Here is a 21,582-nt window from a genome sequence, read left to right on the forward strand (position 1 = left end):
AAAGGGAAGGTTGCGGAAGAAAAAAATTCATGTTAACGTAATTTATATACAGTTTGTACAGAAAAAACTGTACAAAAGGAAATTGATGGTTAAAGGGGGAGGGGAAATGTTCAAGCGCATGTTCATCGGCGGAAAGTGGACCGAAGCCGTCACGGGGGGAGTGCGGTCCATTTTCAATCCGTTTAACCAGGAAGTGATCGGAGAAGTGCCGGAAGGCGGGCGCGAAGATGCGAAAAGAGCCATCCAAGCCGCCCGTCAGGCGTTTGATAAAGGAAGCTGGCCGGATACGCCGGCTGCTGAACGGGGAGAGAAGTTGTTCCGGCTGGCGGAGGAGATACAAAGGAACAAACCGGAACTGGCCCGGTTGGAAACGTTGAATACCGGAAAGACACTGACGGAAAGTGAGGCAGATATGGACGATATCGCCAACGTGTTCCGGTATTACGCGGGGCTGGCGGATAAGGACGGGGGAGAAATGCTGTTTCCTCCGGCCAAGCATGCCGAAAGCAAAGTGGTTCGTGAACCGGTCGGCGTTTGCGGAATGATCACCCCTTGGAATTATCCGTTGCTACAGGCGGCTTGGAAGCTGGCTCCGGCTTTGGCTGCCGGTTGCACGATGGTGTTGAAACCGAGTGAACTGACTCCGCTGACCACGTTGAAGTTGGCGGAATTGATCGAAAAGGCGGGCATTCCTGAAGGTGTGGTAAACATCGTGACCGGACCGGGGGAAACCGTGGGGGCCGAACTGTCCGAATCGCCGGACGTGGACCTGATTTCGTTTACCGGCGGAATCGAAACCGGCAGAGCCATCATGCAAGCTGCCGCAAGCAATATGAAGAAAATCACTTTGGAATTGGGAGGAAAAAACCCGAACATCGTTTTTGCCGACAGCGACTTTGAGGCGGCGGTGGATTATGCGCTGAACGCGGTCTTTTTCCATGCCGGACAGGTGTGCTCGGCCGGGGCCCGGCTGCTGATCGAAGAAACGTGGCATGATGCCTTTGTCGGGGAACTGGTGAAAAGAGCCAAGCAAATCCGGTTGGGCAACGGGTTGGATCCAAAAACACAAATGGGACCGCTCATTTCAGCCGAACACCGGGCCAAAGTGGAGAAATATATCGGGATCGGGCAAAAGGAAGGAGCCGTTTTGTTAACAGGCGGAAAACGGCCTGCATCAAAGGAACTGGCCGGCGGCTTTTTTGTGGAACCGACGGTGTTTGACCATTGCACAAGTTCCATGCGCATTGTACAGGATGAAGTCTTCGGCCCGGTTTTGACGGTGGAAACTTTCCGTACGGAAGAAGAGGCGGTGGCTTTGGCCAATGACACCCGTTACGGGTTGGCCGGGGCGGTGTGGACCGGCGATATGAACCGGGCGGAAAGAGTGAGCCGGGCATTAAGGATGGGAACGGTTTGGATCAATGATTTTCATCCGTACTTCCCGCAAGCGCCCTGGGGTGGATATAAACAGTCGGGAATCGGAAGGGAACTGGGGAAAACGGGATTGGAAGAATATACGGAACAAAAGCATATTTACAAAAATTTGCAACCTGCCCCCATGCGTTGGTTCGGATAAAAAAGACAGGAGGGAAGCACCATGCTGCGAACGGAACAAATGTTGGAGAAGAAAGAGTTTGTCATGCCCACCAAAGTGATTTCGGGCATCGGCGTCTTAAAGCACGTGGGAGAGGAAGCGAAGGCGTTGGGCATCCGGAAAGCGATGATCGTCACCGACCAAGGTCTTTACCGGAATGGACTGATCCAACCAGTTGCCGAACGGTTCAAACAAGCCGGCATTGATGTTCATGTGTTTCATGAAATCGCGGGTGAACCGGACACCTGTTTAATCGCATTGGGAGCGAAAACGTTTCAGGAGCAAAAATGTGACGGATTGGTTGCGGTGGGCGGCGGAAGTTCCATGGATACCGCCAAAGCGATCGGAGTGGAAGCCGTTCACGGAGAACCGGTGATCCGGTTTGAAGCTTCGGAACGGGGCAAGCCACTGGAAAAACGGATCCCGCCGCTGGTGACTATCCCGACCACGGCCGGCACCGGAAGTGAGGTCACGCAATGGGCCGTGATCAAAGACCCCGAACGGCAAATTAAATTTAATGTGGGAGGACCTTTGATCCCTGCCCATCTTGCGGTGATTGATCCGGAACTGCACCTGACGATGCCCAAAACGATTACGGCGGCCACCGGGATTGATGCCTTATCCCATGCCATCGAGTGTTACACCATGAATCAATCGCAACCGTTGACGGACGCAGTGGCATTGATGGCCATTGAGTATGTGGCCAAATACATTCGCCGGGCATATGCCAACGGTCACGACATCGAGGCGCGTTATCACATGGCCCAAGCGGTGATGTTGGCGGGCCTTTCGTATGGAAGTGATTCAGCGGGAGCGGCCCACGCGATGGCCCAAACATTGGGAGGCATGGTGCCGGTCATGCATGGACAATGTGTTTCGGCCATCCTTCCGGCCGTGATGGAATATAACTGGATGGGAGCTCCGCAGAAATTTGCCCGGATCGCCCAAGCGATGGGGGTTGATATCCGGGGCATGAGCACCGGGGAGGCGGCAAAGGCCGCGGTGAAAGAAGTGGATCGTCTTGTCCGTGATTTAAACATTCCGTCTCTTCAAGAACAAGGGGCAGATCCCGGACAAATCGACCGCTATGCCGAAGCGGCACTGGAAGACCCGCAAACCTTCGGCAACCCGCGTGATTTGGATCTGGATGCTTACCGCTGGATTTACCGTCGCGCGTTCGGGTTGGAAAAATCTGTTTTATAAATCAAATACACCCCTGGTGATTCGTTACCAGGGGTGTTTGTTATTTTTAAATCGATCTGGAGAGGACATATTCCACGACGGAGATAATCTCCTTTTTTTGCTGTTCGTCCAACACCCTCCCTTTCCACAGAGCTGTTTCGTTTTCGGAGGACAAGATTTGCCAGATGTCGCATGGGTTGCTGTCCCCGTTTGTGTTTTTCTGTAACAAGTCTTCATACCCGCTGGCCCGCATCAAATCTTCAAAGGGGTATTGGTATGCATCGGCCAATTTTTTCAATACATGGGCCGAAGGTTTGATCGGTTTGCCTGTGGCGCGGCGGATGCCAAGTTCCAAATCCCGGATGTAGGTGTGGGAAAGTCCGGTTTTTTCCGAAACATCACGCAATGTTCTTTTGCCGCGGAGTTTTTTCAGTAAAATCCCCAATTCGCTGCGCATGGTTGAATTCGTTTCCTTTCTGAACAGGGAATATTCCACTTTCATTATAAGGGAAACCGGGCTTGAAAATAAAAACTGATGGCCGCTGAAACCGTGAAGAAGGGATCAGATTGGGGAGTGGGAGAGGGAAAGGGCATGATCCTGAAGTGCAGAATGAAAAAAAGGGGCTTAAAGGGCGGTAAATCCCTTGCCGGACACCCAAGGTTACAAAAGTTTGGTTTTGTAACGGTATAAATCAGAAGCAAAAAACGCGAAAACCCTTGATTTATCTATGGTTTTGGCGTTTTTTCATTTACGCAGGGCATGGGAGGGGGTCTTTTGTAAACTCGGTACAACAAAACATCGCCTGAAAAAACGGCCTTCTTATTTTGGTTTTAAGGGTGGTTTATTTTCACATCCATCCAATGAGTCGAAAAAGGGGGATGGGCGCTGTATGACCCCTTGGAGTCCGTCTCACGCGTTTGTCAATGATTTCCACGAAAAAACCGGACAAATGCGTCCGGTTTTTTCAGAAAATATTATTCTTTGCTCACGGTTTCCAACGCCATGATGATCATGTCGTTAAAAGTGGTTTGCCGTTCTTCGGCGGTGGTTTCCTCTCCGGTGAAGATGTGGTCGCTGACCGTTAAAATCGAGAGGGCTTGCGCTTGGTGTTTGGCAGCCAGGGTGTAAAGGGCGGTGGTTTCCATCTCGACGGCCAGAACGCCGTGTTCTCCCAGTTTTTTCACCATATCCATGTTGTCCCGGTAGAAGACATCGGACGTCAAAATATTTCCGACGCGAACGGATAACCCTCTTTCCACCCCGGTGTCATACGCTTTTTTGAGCAATTCAAAATCGGCGCACGGGGCGAAATCAAAACCGGGGAAAGTTTGCCGGTTCATGTTGGAATCCGTGCAGGATGTCATGGCGATAATCACATCACGGACCCGGATGTCTTTTTGGATTCCGCCGCAGGTTCCGACGCGGATCAATTGCTTGACGCCGTATTCCCGGATCAGCTCATTGACATAAATGGAGATGGAAGGCACCCCCATGCCGGTTCCTTGTACCGAGACGCGGGTTCCTTTGTATGTACCGGTAAAGCCGAGCATGCCGCGAACCTCGTTGTAACAGGTGACATCTTCCAGGAACGTTTCCGCAATATATTTGGCACGAAGGGGATCGCCGGGCAAAAGGATTTTTTCGGCAATCTCTCCTTGTTTGGCTCCAATGTGAACACTCATGTTGACACCGTTTCCGTCAATTCCGGATCCGGTGTTCACCTCCTTTATTCTCGATCTAAATATAACTATAACAGGAGAAAGAGGCATTTGAAAGAAAAAGGACTTGTGAATTGCATACAGATTTAATATATAAACAAGTTTGCTTTGCAAACAAAATAAAACCACAAAAGCGATCCGTGCCCCAGACGAAATCTTTTTTCAATCAAAGGATGGCATCCGGCCGGTTGATATAAAATGATAATATGGGAATGAACCTTTTTTTAGCGATGCAGTTTTTGGAGGGGTACAGATGAACGAAGTGATCAAAACGATAATGAACCATCGCTCCATTCGTCGATATGAAGACCGTCCTTTGACGGAGGAACAAATCCGGACCATTGTGGAAGCGGCCCAATCTGCTTCGACGTCCAGTTATATCCAAGCATACACGATCATTGGCGTTAAAGATCCGGCCAAAAAGAAAAAGCTGGCGGAGTTGGCGGGAAACCAACCTTATGTGGAGAAAAACGGCCATTTGCTGATTTTCTGCGCGGATTTGCACCGGCATGATTTAATCGCGGAGATGGAAGAGGCCGATTTGACCACCAGTCTGGAAAGCACCGAGAAATTCATGGTGGCCGTGGTCGATGCGGCACTGGCGGCCCAAAACGCAGCCATCGCCGCGGAATCGATGGGCTTGGGCATTTGTTATATCGGAGGGCTTCGCAACAACCTGGAAGAGGTGACGAAGCTGCTCAACACCCCCCGGCGGGTTTTGCCGCTTTTTGGCATGACGATTGGTTATCCTTTGCACGAATCATCGAAAAAACCCCGCTTGCCCTTGGAACACGTTTATCATGAAGAAGAATATGAGCAGGATGAACAGCGCTTGAAAGAACAACTGAAAGAATACAACGAAACGGTCCAATCCTACTATATCGAGCGCACCGGAGGAAAACGGGAGGACACTTGGACGGGACAAATGGCGCAAATGCTCTCCCATCCGCGAAGAATGTACATGAAAGAATTTGTGGAGAAAAAAGGCTTTAACAAACAATAACGGTGAAGACCAAAATGGCTTGAGTGCATGGAGGGTGCTCAAGTCATTTTGGTTTCATCGCTGAACAACAACCGGGCCATGTAATATTCATCCGCATACCGGTCCTGGATAAACAAGGATTTTTTTCGCATCCCCTCGATTTGGAACCCCATTTTTTTATAAAAGTAGACGGCTTTCAGATTGGGACGCAGGATGGAGATTTCCAACCGCTTAATATCTTGTTCCCGGGCCCACTGAATGGCTTTTTCCAGCAACCGGGTGCCCACCCGTTGGTTTTGGTACTTTTTCAAAACCCCTGTCTCCGGACGCGCGGTATGCCGGTTGTGCGGATCATCTCCACGCCGGATGGCAACATGGCCCGTCAACTTTCCGTCCGTTTCCGCTACGAAAACGTGCCGGTTGCCGTCGCTGATCTTGCCCGGGTCCGCATCGCCACAAGGAAACAAAAGGTACGGACTTTCCTCATTCAATTGGTTCAACAGCCGAAGGTAAGCCTCATGATCCTCCGGGCAAATTTCGCGTATCTGCAAGCGCCTCCCCCCCCTCTTAAGCACAGATCCTTGTCTCCCAACCATCATATGATCGTCTTACCCGGTTAATTCGAGTCTGTGGTGAAACCTATTTCCATTTTGAGTTGGTGACTGGTTGGACGATGATCCTTTGTGGCCGGCAGGGGAGCTGTTGCAGGAAAACCAGCCGGAATTGAGTTAATAACGGTTTGAAATTTTTCAGGTGGGTTAAGGCTGATTATCAGGTGGAGGTTTATTCCGATTGTGTCAATGCAGCAATGCATGCTTCCCGTATTTCCCACACTTTTCTTCAGTCCTTAATGGGTACACTCGGGGATGTCACCCAGTGTTTCAAATAATCTTGATGAAACCGGTTTTTTCCTCCCCGATTCCTTCGGGTGTAATCTCTTTTTCAACCAAAAATGATAGGGGGGTCCCATTTGTTTGACCGGTCAGACGCGTGAAATCCAAATACTGTCCCTCAAACCGCAAATAACAATTTGCTTCCGGGAGCTCCTTAAGGCCGTAACGTTCCAACACCTTGCCGACACCGGGGGTGTTGTCCTCATTCATCAAATAAATGCCGATCATCAACCGGACGGGCATGTTGTTTTCCTCCGCCAACATGGCCAACAGCGCGTGCTTCATACTACAGGTCCCTTTCCCCTCGCGCAAGACCGATCGCGCATCTGCCCGGTTGGCATTTCGCCCGTAAGGCAACGCCTGCAAATAACAGGCGGCTTCTTGGAACGTTTGAACACCCAAAGACTGAAACGCTTGGGACATTTCTCCTGCCGGTTGCAGACAAAAATCCAAACGTTGTTTAGCTATTCATTTCCTCACCCTCACAAATAAGATCCATTTGATTTAATCATACTTTTTCGATATTCATTCTAAAAAGTTCCTTGAATAAAAATATTCTCGTTAACCTGATAGGGATAAATTGGAACGAAGTGATCTAAATCATCGCTTGATCCGGAAATGCGAGGATTGTCCGTTTTCCGTTTGTTGATTTTCTGTGCAGGGGCATTGTCATGAATTGATCAGGGAGATGAGAGGGGGAAGAGATTTGACCGCCAGTCTGGAAAGCACCGGGGAATTTTTGGCAACCGTAGCAAAGAATCCTGAACGTAGTTTTGAATTTAACATACCGTCCGATCTTTAGTCTCTGAGATGGGTCAGTTTCTCTTAAGGTGCAGCAATGAGTAAAGCAAATGGACATTAAAAAAGGAGCCGTTTGCGGCTCTTTTTTTAGTTAAGAGGTTCCACAATGGATGCAATTAAACAGATTCTTTCGTTCCCGTTCCTAAAAGGGGACGTGAGTTTCAATTCCACAATGGATACAATCAAACCCCTTGCGTAAACACCAGTTATATCAAGCACTTTAAGTGTATCAAAAATCAAGATTTGCAGCAAACCACCGGTTGTGTCCGGCAAAGTTTCATGCGGAGGGCGATTGATGTTTAAAGAAGCTGCCAGACGAACGGGCAGCTTCTTTAAAATCAAAGGTTTGATATGTTCTGCTGTCTCAGCCGGATAAAAACTTTCCGCCACACCACCCATGAAGCAGCTCCCAGGATCACTGAGGTGAGAATGCTTCCTTCAATCCCGAAAGGGCCGCCGTGGAACCATTCGGGGCCGTGTGTCGTCGCGTGAAGAAGCGGGAAGGACAGGCTTTGTCCGCTCACAGCCAATCCGAAAACCGAGCCTTGTGCCCAGTTCCAAACAGAGTGAATGGCGCAAATTCCCCACAGGCTTCCTTCGTTTAAAACGTGACCGACGGCAAACAAGCCGAACAGACTGATGTTCAAGAAAGAAATCACGTTGATCCCGTCATTTAACAAATGCATGGCGGCAAAGAACAGAAAGGAGGTGCCCACCGCAATCCAGAATGGTGCGCGCATGGCCATGACCGGGAACAACCAACCGCGGACCACGATTTCTTCCGTTGCGCCCTGGATGATGAAGGTGATCATGGAAAGCAGTAAAATGAGAAGCGCGGGGAGATGGATTTTCGTGATCTCAAAGGTCAGAGAGCCAGTGATCCAAAGGAGGAACACAGGGGCGGAAATGAGCAAAAAACCCCACATCCACCCGGTTATGTACTTTTTAAAAGCCCTCTCTTTCGTAAAGCCGATGCTGGAGACCGGCCGTTTCTCCACCAACCGGACCCAGGCGAAAGTGAACAGTGCGGTTCCGCTGAAGGAAACGATCAGTTCCAAATGAAACCAAACACTTTGCATCAGCGGGGAAACAGGGGGCGGAAACAAAATGAGAAAGAAGATCCCGAGCCCACCGAAAAAAAGGAAAGAAAAGGCGATGACCGGGGCCAAAACCGGATGAATTTTTCTTTCGCCGGTTGCGGCCAGTTTTAACAGGGTAAACGTTTGGAAGTTCATAATCGGTCCTTTCGAAAAGTAAAGTTTTCAATATAATCTATCATATATGAAAACGACAACAAAAACCATCGGTGATCCTTTTTCTGTCTAATCGGTCAAAAAAAGTGTATACTAGTAGGGGATAGAAGAGAAGATTTTTTCTGACAACTGGGGGACTATCAGTGTTTAAAAAACAAAAGACGAGTTTGTATTCCAAAACGTTGATGGATATTACATCCTTGATCGTGGAGGCGGCTGAGCTGTTTCGCGAAAATGTGGAAAACCTTGAACAACGGGAGCAATATGGAGAGAGAATCAAACGCCTCGAGTCCAAAGGGGATGAATTTGTCCAGCTTTTGATTTCCCAATTGAACAAAGAATACTTCCCGCCGATGGACCGGGAAGATATTTTCCAATTGGTGGCCAAATTGGATGACATTTTGGATGGCATTGAGGCTTGTGCCGAACGTTCGTTGTATATCGAGAAGACGACACCGCAGCTGATCCGGTTTGCGGATATTTTGGTGCAAACGGCCAAAATTTTGCAGGAAGCATTCACCTCATTAAACGACCGCCGGTTCGAAGCGCTTCATAAGGCGACCATTGAAGTCAATTCCTTGGAAAGTGAAGCGGATCAATTGTTGCGGGACAGTCTGAGCGAATTGTTTTTTGATCCGAAAGATGTGGTCTTGCTGATCAAAATGAAGGATATCTATGAGCGGCTGGAAAAAACAACCGATGACGCCGAAGACATTGCGGATGTTTTTGAAAGCATGATCATTAAATACGCATAAGGAACGGATAAAAAAACACCGGCTTTACGGCCGGTGTTTTTTATATAAACAGGCGGACAATTTGGGTGATGGTGAAGGTGACGGCAACCGCGATGGCGGTGGGAATCAGTGCGGCCAGGAGAGACCATTTGACGCTTTTGGTTTCTTTATAAATGGTGAACAAAGTGGTCCCGCACGGATAATGAAGCAGGGAAAAAAGCATCATATTGAGTGCCGTCAGCCATGTCCATCCGTGGTCGAGCAGGATTTGTTTCAGATCGGCCAACTGATCAACTTCCACCATGGAGCCGGTTGCTAAATAACCCATGAGCAGGATGGGAAGAACCACTTCATTTGCCGGCAATCCGAGGATAAAGGCGAGCAAAATGAAACCATCCAGTCCCAGCGCATGTGCAAACGGGTCCAAAAAGCGGGCGGCATGTTCCAGAATGCTGGCCGAACCCATATCGATATTGGCCAGGATCCAGGTGATCAAGCTGGCCGGTGCGGCGATGATGACGGCCCGTTTTAACACAAACAAGGATTTATCCATGGTGGCCCGGTAAATGGTGTTCCAAAATTTCGGCCGCCTGAACGGCGGGAGTTCCAACGTGTAATGTGTGGGAACCCCGCGAAGTGCGGTTTTGGACAAGGTCCATGACACAAAGAGCGTGACGACAATGCCGAACAAAACCAGTCCCATCACCACGGCGGCGGTGACCATGGTGCCGATGCCGGAGCTGAAACCGGCTGCCATGAATAGTGATGCCAAAAGGATCAGAAGGGGCCACCGGCCATTGCAGGGAACAAAATTGTTGGTCAAAATGGCCAGCAAACGTTCCCTCGGGGATTCAATGATCCGGGTGGAAACGATGGCCGCTGCATTGCATCCAAATCCCATGGCCATGGTGAGGGCTTGCTTGCCGTGGCCGCCGGATTTTTGGAAGACCCGGTCCATATTGAAAGCCACTCTGGGCAGAAATCCGAAGTTCTCCAACAGTGCAAACACAGGAAAGAAGATGGCCATCGGCGGCAACATGACGCTCACCACCCAAGTGGTTCCCCGATAAAGCCCGAACACCAAAAGATCATGAAGCCAAACGGGGGAGCCCAAAGCCTGAAGGACTTGGGAAAGAACCGGTTCCCCCGCGCCGAACAGACGGGCCAGGGCTTGGGAGGGAAGATTCGCTCCCCAGATGGTCATATAAATAATCAAGCCCAAGATGGCCAGCATGATCGGAAATCCCCAAGTCCGGGAAGTCAAAATCCGATCCAGTCTGGCGTGGGAGGGGGGGATCCGGTGTTGCCGGGTGTAGCGAACGCTTTCCTCGCACAGTTGATGTGAGTTTTGATAAATCCGGCTGACAATCTCGTCGCGGATATTTTCGCTTCGTAAGGATTTGCTCTGTTCCATCAAATGATCCAATTCGCCCAGAGGAAATGCGGATGAATTTGCCATGATCCTTTCCTCCTTTTGTTTAGCCGTGAGCACGGGTGGCGCGGGCAGGTGGCTGTTTTCGGGCAAATTTTTGTTTTAACACCCGAAGCAAAGACTCATCGCCCTCCAACAAGCGCAAAGCGAGCCAGCGGGCGGGGAGGGAGTCGCCGAATATTTCTTTGATTTTCGGTTCGATGCGTTGGATATGTCTTTCAATATTCTCGCTGTACTCAATCCGGTAAGGTCGGGTGATGATTTGTCCGCTTACCATCTTGTGCAAGGTGTCAAGCAACCGGGTGATGCCTTCACCGTTGCGGGCGGACATTTTGACCACCGGAATGCCCAGTTTGGACGCGATTTTTTGGTCATCGATGACAATGCCTTGCTTGGAAGCCTCGTCGATCAGGTTAATGCACAAAATGACCCGTTCGGTCATCTCCAAAACTTGCAAGGCCAAATTCATGTTCCGCTCTAATGAAGTGGCATCGACGACGACCATGGTCACATCGGGTTGTTCGAAAATGATATAATCGCGGGCCACTTCTTCATCGGCGGAGTTTGAGAACAGGGAATATGTTCCGGGCAAATCGATCAAGCGATAGTCGTTTCCTTTATGGTGAAAGGTTCCTTCGGCAAGTGACACGGTTTTTCCCGGCCAATTTCCGGTATGCTGGTTGAGTCCGGTCAGGGCATTAAAAAGAGTGCTTTTTCCCGTGTTTGGATTTCCGGCCAGTGCAATCCGGTATTCACTCATTGGTTTCATCTCCCAATTTTTCACCCCATATTTTTTGGCTCTCTTCTTTTCGGAGTGCGATGGTGGATTGGCTCACCCGATAGGCGACCGGATCGCCCAAAGGACTTTGATACAACACTTCGACCAACGCCCCCGGAATGAAGCCGAGATCCAGCAGTCTGCGCCGGAGGACGCCTTCCACACGGATTTCCCGGATGCGGAAACGATCCCCCGGCTTTGTATCAAAAAGAGTATGATGATTCATTTTTTCACACCTGCTCTTTTTTTCTATTGAGACAAATTTGTTGGTTTAGGGCAACATTTAATTTAAAGAAAATCAATTATACTATATAAAGTATATATAACTGTAGATATAAAATCAATATGGTTTTGCAAGATATGTATCGTCTTTCACGCCGTTTGTCAGGAGGTTTGCGTTTGGTGCGATTCGAGTGATACCATTTTATGTGGTATGATGACAATGTGTGTCACATCCCTTTCACTTTTGTGAAGATTATCCATAAGGGATTTCATGGTAAGATAAAATACGGAAACAGGCTCTTGTTCAGAATGGAGGGATTCCGTGTCTGCGTCACAAATTTTATTCCAAATCTTTTCGTATCCCAGCAATTGGAACTATCAATTGAATCTGCTTTTCATCCTGATTGCGGTGGTTTATTTGTTGATCACCGGTCCCTTGCGGCATCGGTTCAAAGATGCAACTGAGGTGAAAGGATCGAAGAAAGCGGTGTTTCTGACCGGCTTGATTGTTTATTATTTTGCCGTGGGAAGCCCGCTGGCCCTTTTGACGCATGAGTTGTTTACCATGCATATGCTGCAAATGGCTTTGATGTTTTTTGTGGTTTCACCTCTTTTGTTGATCGGGATTCCGGTTTATTTATATCGTGCTGTTTTTCGCATCAAGCCGTTGAAAGCGGTGTTTTCGTTTTTGTCCCGTCCGTTGTTGACGGTGTTCCTTTTTAACGGTTTGTTGTCGTTGTACCATGTGCCGGCGGTTTTTGATACGATCATGAACAGCGAGGCGTTGCACGTGATCTCGCACACGCTCCTGATGGTTGCGTCCCTTTTCATGTGGTGGTCGATTGTATCGCCGGTGCCGGAAATGGATACCTTAAGAGACAGGCATTTAATCAAAATTGCGTTGATTCTCGGGGGGACGGTCTTGATCACTCCGGCTTGTGCACTGATTATTTTCACGGATACGGTTTTATTTGAAAGATTTCAAGAGACCTCCCAAATGCTGCCGCTGTTTGCTCCGCTGATCGACCAGCAATTGGGCGGGGTCATCATGAAAATCATCCAGGAGATTTCCTTTATGGCGGCCATCGGCACCGTTTTGGCCGGCTGGTTTAAAAGCGAACGGAAAAAAGACCAGGAAGATTTGATGCAAATTGAAAAGGAGCGGCAACTCAGATTCTCCGAAAATCAAGTGTGAAGGTGTGAAACATGAAGAAGATCCGAATTGCAGGTTTGATCGCGGGAAGTGCCATCTTGCTGGCTGCCTGCGGATCAAACGGAATTGGGCCCAATCAAAGCGGACAAGTGACGGAAGGGCCGGAAAAAGTGTATATGCAGCACTGCGCCAATTGTCACGGTGAACAATTGCAAGGAGGGTACGGCCCGGCACTCAAAGAAGCGGGAAAAAAATATTCTGAAGCTGAAATCTTGACCATTATTCAAAAGGGAAAAGGAAGCATGCCTTCGCAAGGCTTTATCAATGAAGAAGACCAAAAACAGCTGGCCAAGTGGCTGTCGGAGCAATAGGGACAACGTGTCTTTCATCAACCTGTCAGGGGTTGATGTTTTTTTATGCGCAGATGGAAGCCGGATGAATATAATGGTACGGAATGACAAGAAAGAGCAAAGGTCGATCGCAATGGAAGAAAAAAAGAATTCCTTGTTGATCCGGTTTCCCTCTTCGATTCCTTCCGCATACATGGCGCAGTTTCCGGCCGGACAAGGGATCCCGGCAGCCGACAGTCGGGAAGCATGGTCCTTGATCAGCCGGGAGCCGGAGTGGACGAAGGTGGAATTGGTGAATCCCCCGGCGGCGGTGTTAAAGCGGTTGCTGGAGGAAGGCCGGAATCCTCAAAACATCGTCTTGTATTATGATCATTTGCCCCAAGCGGAAGAGGGAACGTTTCTCCGTTCTTTCCATGTCCGGGTTCCGTCGCTTTGTTTTTATTATTTCTTCCGGCAACGGGAGGTGGACGTGGAGCTGATTCATCCACAGCCGGTTGAACCGCTGAAAGGCTCCGGGGACGGGGAAGAGGCCCCAAAAGACTTGAAGATGAAAAACAAAGTATGCTTGTGGATCGATGACCGGTTGGTTGCCCCGCGTTATCGCAAAGGATTGGCGCTGACGGTTTTGAAAGTGCTCAAGCAGTCGGATGATCTTGAAGTGATTTGGGCCGGGCCGCACCGGGAGGATTTTGATCAGCGGATCCGGGTGGTTCCTCCGGAAGAAGCAGACCGGAAACATCTTTGGCTGGCGGCAGATATCGTGGTGACATTGAGCCCGGTTGCCCAGTCGATGGCCCCGCTTCATGTCCGGTGTTTGGCGAATCAAAAAGCGGTGATCACGGATGACCGGGGGGATCATGGGGAGTGGGTGAATCATGCATTGACCGGCTTCTTATTGAGTCAAAAAGGAATGTTTCCGGAGTTGCGCAGGTATTTGCTGCGGTTGTTGCATCAGCGGGATATGCTGATGCGCTTTCAGCAAAACGGACCGCTTATGGTTGAAAAGGTGCTGAAGAAAAGATGAAACCCGAAGTCAGTTTGATCATTCCCCACCAAAACGATTGGAAACGCATGCGGGTTTGTCTGGAAGGGATTTTGGCGTATACCCATGCGGAATATGAAGTGATCATCGTGGATCATGCCCCGGGGAAGATCCCGGAAAAATTCCTGCAACGCCCTCCGTTTACGGTCATTCAACATCAACCGGATTTGGGGCGGGCCGCTTCACTCAACTTGGGAATGGAAAGGGCGAGGGGAGAGTACATTGTCTGGCTGAGCCCTTATGCCGTTCCTTCACACCGTTGGTTGGCACAGCTGCTTGCCGTTTTCAAAGCGAGGGAGTGGACGGGGATGGCGGGGCCAGTTACCAATCGCGGAAATGCCAAGCAAAAATTAAGCATTCCCTTTAAAACCATCTCCAAAATTCACCGGTTTTCCAACCAATTTAACCACAGCAATCCCACGAGGTGGAAAGAGACCGAGGTGTTGTCGGGATTTTGTGTGTTGTTCCCGCGGAGGCTGGTGGATGAAATCGGATGGCTGGATGAACGGTTTGGAGATGGTATCCACGCGGAGGCGGATTATTGCCGGCGGGTGCGGAGAGCGGGGTATTCTTTGATCATCGCCGCCGATACGTATGTTCATCAGCTGGCAAAAAAACCGTTGAGCAAAGAAGAAGTGCGGGATCAGATCAAAATCCGCAAACAAAACCAGAAATATTATGAGTACAAGTGGTTTTATTTACAAGATCACAATGGAGGCCAATCAACGCTTCATCCGTAAAATACAAACCTTGGCTGGTTTGTATTTTTTTTATCGGGTTATATATATTTCGGGGTTTGCAATCAGCCGGAAAATGGCTGCTGGACAGGCTGTGTCGAAAGGGGGATCGGGGGATGATTGGTGTTTTCATGGTCGTGATCGTGTTATTGGGCGGAATTCTTTATCTTTTTCTGAGTCCGAAGGTTCCGTCCATCAGTCCGGATGATTTGAAGAAGGTCATGGAAAACAACCATAACATATTAATCATTGATGTCCGCGAAAAACGGGAATATGAGTCCGGACACATCCCCGGAGCAGTCCATGTTCCGTTGCGCCAGCTGGAACGTCTCAAAAAAGAGGCAGATCAACAAGAAAACGGCGGGGGAGTGTATATCTACTGCCGCTGCGGTTCCCGCAGTGCGATTGCCGTGCGTGAATTACGGAAGCTCGGGTGCCGGAATGTGTACCTGCTCCGGGGCGGGCTCATAAATTGGAACGGTCCGGTCCAAAAAGCTGAGGAAAAAACAGATGAATAAAGGGGCGAGTCTGCGGGAGGGGTGTATGATGGAGGAAGACACAGTCCGATATTCCGTGATTTCAGCCAGGCAGACTTTGATATTGGCGTGGTGAATTGATGTGGATTGCGGAGGGATGCATTGCAGTTATTTAAAACTTGTTTGTAACACAAACTATCTGTTGAAACAAAATTTTTATTGAAACATTTACCGGTCGTTTGTGAGGTTTTAAAAACACTGGTTAAATTGAAAAACCTCTGGTTGTGAAAACCAGAGGTTGATATTCTAAAGAATCGTTTACCACCAGGAGCTGCATTGATATGATGTATCACTGAGGATACATACGCGGAAGCGGCGGTTCGGGTCGCTGGATGCCGGATATGCCCAAGTGGTAATGGTGGATGTTCCGGAAGTGATATAATCATACGTGCCAATGGTTTGTCCGCCATCAAAGCTGACATCAAAGAAAAGGGTATAGCCGGGGCTGGAAGTCGTGAGCCTTCCCCAACCGTATTGTTGTCCGTTGTAGTAGCCCACTCTTAATTCCGCATTACTGATGGTGCGGACGGTTGACCGGTTTGTCGTGCAATCAGGGTCCGAAAGCCAGCCATTGTAAATTTCACACGCTTGCGCTCCAACGTCTGCCGCATGCGATACTGCCGGCACTCCCAAAAATCCCATCACCGCCACCATGGCAATCGCAAACAGTCGTTTCAATCCAAACGCCCCCCGTTAAATTATACTGAAAATTCAAAACACACTTATAATTATAATCTTTATCGGATGGATTGTATAGCATAATTTTCAAATTTCTGAAAAAATGTCAAAAAAGGTTGCGTCAGCCGCCATATTAAAAGAGCGTCTGTTTACTTCAACGCGGTTGGATTTTCCGGACCATGTCATTGAACCGGAAGCGAAATCGATTATACTATACAAAGATGTAAAGATTTTCTAAGGAGGATATGATCATGAATCATTTAATGAATGGCAAAAATGTTGTCATCATGGGGGTGGCGAACCAAAGGAGTTTGGCGTGGGGGGTTACCAAATCCCTGCAAGCCGCGGGGGCTAATTTGATCTTTACATACCGGAAAGAACGTTCTTATCAAAAGCTGACTTCTCTGTTGTCAGAGGCTGGAATCGATCCTTTGCTCATTGTTCCGTGTGATGTTTCCGACGATGCCAGTATTGAAAACGCCTTTTCCGAAATCGAACAAAAAGTCGGGACAATCCACGGCTTGGTTCACTCGATTGCATTTGCCGACAAGGATGAGTTGTGCGGGGAGTATGTGGAAACTTCCCGTGACGGGTACCTGATGGCGCAAGAGATGAGCGCATATTCACTGGTTGCAGTGGCCCGGGAAGCAAAAAAACTCATGAGTGACGGTGGGAGCATTGTGACGCAGTCCTATCTCGGGGCCGAGCGGGTCGTGAAAAACTATAACGTGATGGGCGTTGCCAAAGCGGCATTGGAAGCCAGCGTAAGGTACTTGGCAGAGGATCTGGGGAAATATAACATCCGGGTGAATGCCGTTTCCTCCGGGCCGATCCGGACCCTTTCCGCAAAAGGCGTTTCCGGTTTCAACGACCTGATGGGGATCATTGCCGAAAAAGCGCCGCTGAGAAGAAACGTGGATCAAAGCGAAGTCGGGGATGCCACATTATTTTTCTTAAGCCCCTTGTCCAGAGGGATTACCGGGGAAGTGCTCCATGTCGATGCGGGTTATCATATCATCGGGGTATAGACGGATTTGCGGTTAAAAGTTAACCGTGTCATATCAATTAAAACCAGTTTGCGATGCAAACAACATAAAAATACCCAAATCTTCTTTTATAAGAAGAAAACCTACAAACCGGCTGTCCATCGGCACAGGAAAGCCGGTTTGTTTTTTGGAAAAAAGATTAACCGGCAGAGACTCCACCGTCAACAATCAGGATGTGTCCCGTTACATAGCCGGCTTCGTCGGAGCACAACCAAGTTACAGACCGGGCGATGTCATCCGGGTCACCGATCCGGTGGAGGGGGATTTTGGATTCATATTGGTTTGGGGTTAATCCTGTTTGCTTGAAGACTTGTTCCAGCATCGGGGTGCGAACCGCTCCCGGGCAGATGGCGTTGATCCGGATGTTGGATTGGGCATATTCCAAGGCGGCAGATTTGGTTAAACTGATCACTCCGCTTTTGCTTGCCGAATAAACGGCTGCGTTCGGATGGCCAACCAATCCGTTGATGGAAGAGATGTTTACAATGGTTCCGGATCCTTGTTTTCGCATCTGGCGGATCTGATGTTTCATGCAAAGCCAGATTCCCTTCAGATTGATTGCCATGGTGCGGTCAAAATCTTTTTCCGTGGTGTCGGCCAGAGGTGCCAATTTCCCGCCGGTACCCGCCGCATTGCATGCGAAGTCCAAGCGCCCGAAGCGCTCCATGGTTGTTTGGATCATTTTCCGGACTTGCTTGTCTTGCGAAACGTCGGCTTGAACCGCAAGGGATTCTCCGCCCAAACCCCTGATCATTTCTTGTGTTTCCTCAATGTTCTCTTTCGTCCGCCCGACGACCACGACTTTTGCGCCTTTTTTGGCAAAAGCCAGGGAGGTGGCTCTTCCGATTCCCGACCCCCCGCCGGTCACCATGGCCACTTTTCCGGCAAATGGTTTCATCTGTTCATCCCCTTGAAAAAACAAATGATTAGCAATTATAAAAATCGTTATACTGATTGTATCTTATCATGTATGAAAAAACCTGAATGAAAAAAGTACCCTTTTTGGATCCAGGAAAAAGAGCAAAACTGCCTTATACTCATTCACAGGAAAGAGAGGGGACGGATTTGGTGAAAGACGATTGGCATAATCCGGAGTTTGCGCTTTACTGGGATCAAACCGCTTTGGCAGAAAACCCGACCCGGAAGGAACAGATGGATCTGCTCATCTTTCTGCTTGAGCAAAAACTTTCTTAAACGCAACCCTTCTGGATCTGGGGATCGGATCGGGACTGATCGAGGAGAAATTGTTGGTCCGGAGGCCGGATATCACGGTTATCGGAATCGATGCTTCCAAAGCGATGCTGGACTTGGCCCGACCACGGTTGGATCCGGCGCGTTGCCAATTGATTCAGCATGATATGGGCGACACCGATACACTTGCCGTTCCAATGGTGCAAGCAGTCATAAGCGTTCAGATGCTTCACCAACTGCCGCATGACAAACAAAAGGCAGTGTACCGCTTCGTCCATCAACATCTTGAGCCAGGGGGGGCTGTTCCTGATCATGGACCGCATCCAATTGCCGGATGAGGCTTTGCATCCCGACTGCGCGGACATGTGGGACTGGCTTGAACGGAAAACGGATTATCCCGGCGGAACAACGGGGGAGGAATTTCTTGATAAATTCCAACACAAACATGATCACCCGGCAGGATTGGAAGAGCATCTTCGTTGGCTGCGTGAGTCCGGATTTACCGGTGCCTGTTTGCATTTAGCTTTAAATCGCGCCTTGTGGGTCAGGGTGAAAGTGTGAGAAAAGCATTGGAGAAGGAAGGACGAAGTTCCGCATGGATTGCAGAGAAGGCATCACAGACGAACGGTTACCGAATCGTTTTGGCCTCAGACAGAAAATCATGAAGAAACCATCGGATTAATTCCAAACAAGTTTGTAACACAAATAAACCAAAACGCTTTTCTTTCTGCAATCTGCAAGTTAAATGCTCACGCAACCGATCAAGTCGGACAATCCCATGATATATGAAAAGCAATGAACATCTTGCCGGGAAAATTGACTGTTCACCTGACAATGAAACGCCCGCCATGTAAAAAAGGACTTGGGAAAGTATCCAAGTCCTTTAAAAATGCCTAAAGAATAAGTAACACAGAATTCATGATCTACGACCCGCTCTGCCAGAAGGAAAAAGATATGGAAAGAAAGATATGGAAAGAATGAATGTAAATACGAAAGTTATGGCGATTGCAGGTCCTGTAATGGAAGAAGTTGAGCAAATGGAAAAACAATTCAGGCAGGTTACCAGATGAAGAAGAGAGTTAAAAAAAGAAAGGCAAAATAGAAGTTCAATTCACTTTATGAAATAAAAAAACACACCAAAAGAACCCAATAAAGCTTTATTGGGTTCTTTTTGAATAATTAAAAACGCTTTATTTCATTAATCGGGATTACAATGATTTTTCTATATTCTAACTCATAATACAAATAAGCCAACATTTCCTCGGGAAATTCAATATCCTTTTCATATAACATATATTCAATATAGGTTTCAGCCCATTCATGATGATCTTCAAAAAGCTCCCGTACTCTATTTTTAAACAATTCATCCATTTTATCTTTTTCATAACGAGGCTTCGGAACGCCTTGCCAACTAAGAAGGTCATACCCAAAATGCTCGACTAAACCCATATTTATTGACCGATTATAGACATCCTCCAAAAATAACCGATCATGGATGCCGACTTTTCGAATAAAAAATTGTTTTGCCTCTTGTGAGCTATTCGCTTCTACAATAAAGCATTGATTGTGTATTGTGTTTTGATTGACTTGTTCCCCTTCTATAACCAGATAAGAAGCCATCAAATTCACTCCTCAACAGAATTTAAATAAAATCTGAAAATGATAATTACATTTTATACAATGATATAATGAGAGTATATCCGAAATGCCAATAAGAAGCGATAAGAATGCCTAGAGTCAAACCAAGACCAGAATGGATCGAACTGGAGTTAAAAGAAGAAGGAAAGCCAGTCCGCAGAAATATCTCTTGCTGACTATCTTGGTGTATCGAAGCGATGATCAGCTTCGATATGGTCCTTATATAATTGATCGGTACTTGGCTGCAACGGATAGAGGTGGAACGTCCAAGCGCCAGGACAAAAACCTTTTATCAGTCGGGATCCCCAGCAGATTTTAAAACATATCTCAATACAAGATGAAATAGAGGATCTTGCTTTTAAGAGGCGGGGAAAGTGTGACTTATCATGAAGCGAAAAACGTTATCCAGAAATATATCCGCCAGTAAACTCCAATATTAAATGTGGAAAGAGTTTTTAAGGTGGTGGGGGGAGAGGGCACCCAAGGATCTTGGATGAGGGAGTAGAAGCGATGATAGTATCACGGTCCGGAGTGTGCGAGTAAGCTGTAATCGTGTTGTCAGGATTGATGAGATAGGGCTTTTTGGAGAGGTAATGGCCAAGGGACAATTCCAACGGATGTTTGATTGTGTTCAACAGATTTTGTTTGAATGAGAAAAGGCCCGTGTGGGCCTTTTTTATTTCTGTTCTCCTTTTGCTACATGCTCCAAAGTCTTTCAAATCTTCGCGAATCACTTCTTCATATAACCTACGACCCGTCATAAGCCCCAAGACTTGGTATTGTTGGGCTATCTGTATGACCGCTTTGGGGCTTATCTCGAATTTCCCCCCTTGTTTATTTTCAGCCATTTTTCCAGTTCCATATTGGGGAATTCATCTGCGGTATCGATTTGAAGCGGAGAAATTAGTTCTAAAAGATTTCCATCAGGATCTTTAAAATAGACAGCTGCATGTGCGTGAGGAACGTTTGACAATACAAGAGGTTGTCTATCGGGTGAAAATTCAAAGAAAGGACTCACTTCAACCCCAATCGATTGTAACCATTCTTTTGCTTTTTTAATGTCCTCTACATAAAAGGCAATATGACGTAAAGAAACATGATAAGGCGTATGAACTTGTTCACATTGCCATAACCCTAACCAACTCTTGCTTTTTTGAATCCAAAAAAAAGCTAAATTTTCACTACGGTGAGCCAATTCAAGACCTAAGTTTTTATAAAACTCAATTGAACGATCTAAATCACTGACAGGCAAATGGGCTTCATATAATCCTTGAATCATTTTGTCCCCTCCCTCAATATCCGGAATAGCCGAAGGTAATAAAAATCAGAAAAATGAGGTTACTCAATCGATAACATATTTACTCACCCAGTCTTATGATATTCTAATACCCCCTTAAATATATTTTATAAACATATTTATTTATTAAATATAAAAATAAAAGAGAGCAACGCTGTCTTCCATCCCACGATTCAAACACTTCCCGGGGAATTCAGGATTGGTTCGATTGTCCAAGCGCCGGGACAAAAAACGTTTATCAGTAGGGATCCCAAGCAAATTTTAAAACATATCACAATACAAGATGAAATAAAGAATTTTGCTTTGAAAAGGCGGTGGGCATTG

The 21,582-nt window shown here is 47.8% G+C and carries 26 protein-coding genes; 13 read left to right on the forward strand and 13 right to left on the reverse strand.

The annotated features are described in order from the left end of the window. Positions 1 to 106: 106 nt before the first annotated feature. A complete protein-coding gene (gene betB, locus FA954_RS07440) occupies positions 107 to 1,576 on the forward strand; it encodes a betaine-aldehyde dehydrogenase (RefSeq protein WP_049720155.1) in 1,470 nt (489 codons plus the stop codon). Between the two features lie 21 nt (positions 1,577 to 1,597). After that, positions 1,598 to 2,797 (forward strand): choline dehydrogenase, encoded by a 1,200-nt coding sequence (locus FA954_RS07445; RefSeq protein WP_138614964.1) that lies wholly within the window; start codon positions 1,598 to 1,600, stop codon positions 2,795 to 2,797. Between the two features lie 46 nt (positions 2,798 to 2,843). On the opposite strand, the gene FA954_RS07450 is transcribed toward FA954_RS07445, so the two are convergent. Both FA954_RS07450 and deoD read right to left on the reverse strand, forming a co-directional pair. Continuing rightward, positions 2,844 to 3,278, reverse strand: a complete 435-nt coding sequence (locus FA954_RS07450) for a helix-turn-helix domain-containing protein (protein ID WP_052186744.1) — start codon at positions 3,276 to 3,278, stop codon at positions 2,844 to 2,846. Positions 3,279 to 3,751: 473 nt separating this feature from the next. Further along, positions 3,752 to 4,459, reverse strand: coding sequence for a purine-nucleoside phosphorylase (gene deoD / locus FA954_RS07455; RefSeq protein WP_037996043.1), 708 nt, complete (start codon positions 4,457 to 4,459; stop codon positions 3,752 to 3,754). Between the two features lie 289 nt (positions 4,460 to 4,748). Between deoD and nfsA the strand changes: the two genes are divergently transcribed. Continuing rightward, a complete protein-coding gene (gene nfsA / locus FA954_RS07460; RefSeq protein WP_037996041.1) occupies positions 4,749 to 5,498 on the forward strand; it encodes an oxygen-insensitive NADPH nitroreductase in 750 nt (249 codons plus the stop codon). Positions 5,499 to 5,536: 38 nt separating this feature from the next. Here nfsA and FA954_RS07465 read toward each other — a convergent pair whose 3' ends face one another. The 4 genes from FA954_RS07465 to FA954_RS07480 all read right to left on the reverse strand — a co-directional run bounded on the left by FA954_RS07465 (position 5,537) and on the right by FA954_RS07480 (position 8,406). After that, positions 5,537 to 6,028 (reverse strand): GNAT family N-acetyltransferase, encoded by a 492-nt coding sequence (locus tag FA954_RS07465; protein WP_037996039.1) that lies wholly within the window; start codon positions 6,026 to 6,028, stop codon positions 5,537 to 5,539. Positions 6,029 to 6,358: 330 nt separating this feature from the next. Then, the gene (locus FA954_RS07470; protein WP_052186742.1) at positions 6,359 to 6,793 is read right to left on the reverse strand and encodes a transglutaminase domain-containing protein; all 435 of its coding nucleotides are present in this window, start codon (positions 6,791 to 6,793) and stop codon (positions 6,359 to 6,361) included. A gap of 465 nt (positions 6,794 to 7,258) precedes the next feature. Beyond that, positions 7,259 to 7,570, reverse strand: a complete 312-nt coding sequence (locus FA954_RS07475; protein WP_037996036.1) for a hypothetical protein — start codon at positions 7,568 to 7,570, stop codon at positions 7,259 to 7,261. Next, positions 7,510 to 8,406, reverse strand: a complete 897-nt coding sequence (locus FA954_RS07480; RefSeq protein WP_049720151.1) for a CPBP family intramembrane glutamic endopeptidase — start codon at positions 8,404 to 8,406, stop codon at positions 7,510 to 7,512. Before FA954_RS07480 ends, FA954_RS07475 begins: the two co-directional genes overlap by 61 nt. A 161-nt stretch (positions 8,407 to 8,567) precedes the next feature. Here FA954_RS07480 and FA954_RS07485 point away from each other — a divergent pair, with 161 nt between their 5' ends. Next, entirely contained in the window at positions 8,568 to 9,179 is a 612-nt protein-coding gene (locus FA954_RS07485) for a DUF47 domain-containing protein (protein WP_037996035.1), read from the forward strand. 40 nt (positions 9,180 to 9,219) lie between these two features. On the opposite strand, the gene FA954_RS07490 is transcribed toward FA954_RS07485, so the two are convergent. The 3 genes from FA954_RS07490 to FA954_RS07500 are packed head-to-tail and all read right to left on the reverse strand — an operon-like array spanning position 9,220 to position 11,594. After that, positions 9,220 to 10,617: a nucleoside recognition domain-containing protein gene (locus FA954_RS07490; RefSeq protein ID WP_037996034.1), complete on the reverse strand. Its 1,398-nt coding sequence runs from the start codon at positions 10,615 to 10,617 to the stop codon at positions 9,220 to 9,222. Between the two features lie 19 nt (positions 10,618 to 10,636). Then, complete coding sequence (locus FA954_RS07495) at positions 10,637 to 11,350, reverse strand: FeoB small GTPase domain-containing protein (protein ID WP_037996032.1); 714 nt, start codon at positions 11,348 to 11,350, stop codon at positions 10,637 to 10,639. Then, positions 11,343 to 11,594, reverse strand: a complete 252-nt coding sequence (locus tag FA954_RS07500) for a FeoA family protein (protein WP_037996031.1) — start codon at positions 11,592 to 11,594, stop codon at positions 11,343 to 11,345. Before FA954_RS07500 ends, FA954_RS07495 begins: the two co-directional genes overlap by 8 nt. Positions 11,595 to 11,912: 318 nt before the next feature. Between FA954_RS07500 and FA954_RS07505 the strand changes: the two genes are divergently transcribed. The 5 genes from FA954_RS07505 to FA954_RS07525 all read left to right on the forward strand — a co-directional run bounded on the left by FA954_RS07505 (position 11,913) and on the right by FA954_RS07525 (position 15,390). Beyond that, complete coding sequence (locus FA954_RS07505) at positions 11,913 to 12,785, forward strand: cytochrome c oxidase assembly protein (protein ID WP_049720148.1); 873 nt, start codon at positions 11,913 to 11,915, stop codon at positions 12,783 to 12,785. A gap of 11 nt (positions 12,786 to 12,796) precedes the next feature. After that, positions 12,797 to 13,114, forward strand: coding sequence for a c-type cytochrome (locus tag FA954_RS07510; RefSeq protein WP_037996028.1), 318 nt, complete (start codon positions 12,797 to 12,799; stop codon positions 13,112 to 13,114). A gap of 64 nt (positions 13,115 to 13,178) precedes the next feature. Then, positions 13,179 to 14,117 carry a hypothetical protein gene (locus FA954_RS07515; protein WP_131470927.1) on the forward strand — a complete coding sequence of 313 codons (939 nt, stop codon included), beginning with the start codon at positions 13,179 to 13,181 and terminating at the stop codon, positions 14,115 to 14,117. Beyond that, positions 14,114 to 14,875, forward strand: coding sequence for a glycosyltransferase family 2 protein (locus FA954_RS07520; protein WP_049720147.1), 762 nt, complete (start codon positions 14,114 to 14,116; stop codon positions 14,873 to 14,875). The genes FA954_RS07515 and FA954_RS07520 overlap by 4 nt, the downstream gene beginning before the upstream one ends. Positions 14,876 to 14,988: 113 nt before the next feature. Continuing rightward, a complete protein-coding gene (locus tag FA954_RS07525) occupies positions 14,989 to 15,390 on the forward strand; it encodes a rhodanese-like domain-containing protein (protein WP_062843046.1) in 402 nt (133 codons plus the stop codon). 276 nt (positions 15,391 to 15,666) lie between these two features. Here FA954_RS07525 and FA954_RS07530 read toward each other — a convergent pair whose 3' ends face one another. After that, positions 15,667 to 16,086, reverse strand: a complete 420-nt coding sequence (locus FA954_RS07530; RefSeq protein WP_049720145.1) for a hypothetical protein — start codon at positions 16,084 to 16,086, stop codon at positions 15,667 to 15,669. Positions 16,087 to 16,337: 251 nt separating this feature from the next. Between FA954_RS07530 and fabI the strand changes: the two genes are divergently transcribed. Beyond that, positions 16,338 to 17,114: an enoyl-ACP reductase FabI gene (gene fabI / locus FA954_RS07535; RefSeq protein ID WP_037996020.1), complete on the forward strand. Its 777-nt coding sequence runs from the start codon at positions 16,338 to 16,340 to the stop codon at positions 17,112 to 17,114. A 157-nt stretch (positions 17,115 to 17,271) separates the two neighbouring features. Here fabI and FA954_RS07540 read toward each other — a convergent pair whose 3' ends face one another. After that, on the reverse strand, positions 17,272 to 18,030 hold the full coding sequence (locus FA954_RS07540; RefSeq protein WP_138614966.1) for a glucose 1-dehydrogenase: 759 nt from the start codon (positions 18,028 to 18,030) through the stop codon (positions 17,272 to 17,274). A gap of 170 nt (positions 18,031 to 18,200) precedes the next feature. Between FA954_RS07540 and FA954_RS13975 the strand changes: the two genes are divergently transcribed. From FA954_RS13975 to FA954_RS07550, 3 genes are read left to right on the forward strand one after another with little or no spacing between them, the layout of a single operon-like run. Further along, positions 18,201 to 18,326, forward strand: coding sequence for a hypothetical protein (locus FA954_RS13975; protein ID WP_255347193.1), 126 nt, complete (start codon positions 18,201 to 18,203; stop codon positions 18,324 to 18,326). A gap of 53 nt (positions 18,327 to 18,379) precedes the next feature. Further along, positions 18,380 to 18,661 carry a class I SAM-dependent methyltransferase gene (locus FA954_RS14100; protein WP_425329136.1) on the forward strand — a complete coding sequence of 94 codons (282 nt, stop codon included), beginning with the start codon at positions 18,380 to 18,382 and terminating at the stop codon, positions 18,659 to 18,661. After that, on the forward strand, positions 18,636 to 18,884 hold the full coding sequence (locus FA954_RS07550) for a hypothetical protein (protein WP_037996011.1): 249 nt from the start codon (positions 18,636 to 18,638) through the stop codon (positions 18,882 to 18,884). Before FA954_RS14100 ends, FA954_RS07550 begins: the two co-directional genes overlap by 26 nt. A gap of 618 nt (positions 18,885 to 19,502) precedes the next feature. On the opposite strand, the gene FA954_RS07555 is transcribed toward FA954_RS07550, so the two are convergent. Together FA954_RS07555 and FA954_RS07560 are read right to left on the reverse strand one after the other, a co-directional pair. Continuing rightward, the gene (locus tag FA954_RS07555; protein WP_037996010.1) at positions 19,503 to 19,943 is read right to left on the reverse strand and encodes a hypothetical protein; all 441 of its coding nucleotides are present in this window, start codon (positions 19,941 to 19,943) and stop codon (positions 19,503 to 19,505) included. An 829-nt stretch (positions 19,944 to 20,772) separates the two neighbouring features. Continuing rightward, positions 20,773 to 21,240 carry a VOC family protein gene (locus FA954_RS07560; protein ID WP_049720141.1) on the reverse strand — a complete coding sequence of 156 codons (468 nt, stop codon included), beginning with the start codon at positions 21,238 to 21,240 and terminating at the stop codon, positions 20,773 to 20,775. Between the last annotated feature and the right edge of the window lie 342 nt (positions 21,241 to 21,582).

This window comes from Thermoactinomyces vulgaris (genome assembly GCF_005886755.1).
GTDB lineage: Bacteria > Bacillota > Bacilli > Thermoactinomycetales > Thermoactinomycetaceae > Thermoactinomyces > Thermoactinomyces vulgaris.

Coding starts and splice junctions, on each gene's coding strand:
- FA954_RS07555 (WP_037996010.1), bottom strand. CDS start 19,943: ATGGCTTCTTATCTGGTTATAGAAGGGGAACAAGTCAATCAAAACACA.
- FA954_RS07470 (WP_052186742.1), bottom strand. CDS start 6,793: ATGTCCCAAGCGTTTCAGTCTTTGGGTGTTCAAACGTTCCAAGAAGCC.
- FA954_RS07540 (WP_138614966.1), bottom strand. CDS start 18,030: ATGAAACCATTTGCCGGAAAAGTGGCCATGGTGACCGGCGGGGGGTCG.
- FA954_RS07500 (WP_037996031.1), bottom strand. CDS start 11,594: ATGAATCATCATACTCTTTTTGATACAAAGCCGGGGGATCGTTTCCGC.
- fabI (WP_037996020.1), top strand. CDS start 16,338: ATGAATCATTTAATGAATGGCAAAAATGTTGTCATCATGGGGGTGGCG.
- FA954_RS07510 (WP_037996028.1), top strand. CDS start 12,797: ATGAAGAAGATCCGAATTGCAGGTTTGATCGCGGGAAGTGCCATCTTG.
- nfsA (WP_037996041.1), top strand. CDS start 4,749: ATGAACGAAGTGATCAAAACGATAATGAACCATCGCTCCATTCGTCGA.
- FA954_RS07520 (WP_049720147.1), top strand. CDS start 14,114: ATGAAACCCGAAGTCAGTTTGATCATTCCCCACCAAAACGATTGGAAA.
- FA954_RS07475 (WP_037996036.1), bottom strand. CDS start 7,570: ATGGGTGGTGTGGCGGAAAGTTTTTATCCGGCTGAGACAGCAGAACAT.
- FA954_RS07450 (WP_052186744.1), bottom strand. CDS start 3,278: ATGAAAGTGGAATATTCCCTGTTCAGAAAGGAAACGAATTCAACCATG.
- FA954_RS07445 (WP_138614964.1), top strand. CDS start 1,598: ATGCTGCGAACGGAACAAATGTTGGAGAAGAAAGAGTTTGTCATGCCC.
- FA954_RS07525 (WP_062843046.1), top strand. CDS start 14,989: ATGATTGGTGTTTTCATGGTCGTGATCGTGTTATTGGGCGGAATTCTT.
- FA954_RS07560 (WP_049720141.1), bottom strand. CDS start 21,240: ATGATTCAAGGATTATATGAAGCCCATTTGCCTGTCAGTGATTTAGAT.
- FA954_RS07495 (WP_037996032.1), bottom strand. CDS start 11,350: ATGAGTGAATACCGGATTGCACTGGCCGGAAATCCAAACACGGGAAAA.
- deoD (WP_037996043.1), bottom strand. CDS start 4,459: ATGAGTGTTCACATTGGAGCCAAACAAGGAGAGATTGCCGAAAAAATC.
- betB (WP_049720155.1), top strand. CDS start 107: ATGTTCAAGCGCATGTTCATCGGCGGAAAGTGGACCGAAGCCGTCACG.
- FA954_RS07480 (WP_049720151.1), bottom strand. CDS start 8,406: ATGAACTTCCAAACGTTTACCCTGTTAAAACTGGCCGCAACCGGCGAA.
- FA954_RS07490 (WP_037996034.1), bottom strand. CDS start 10,617: ATGGCAAATTCATCCGCATTTCCTCTGGGCGAATTGGATCATTTGATG.
- FA954_RS07550 (WP_037996011.1), top strand. CDS start 18,636: ATGGACCGCATCCAATTGCCGGATGAGGCTTTGCATCCCGACTGCGCG.
- FA954_RS07515 (WP_131470927.1), top strand. CDS start 13,179: ATGAATATAATGGTACGGAATGACAAGAAAGAGCAAAGGTCGATCGCA.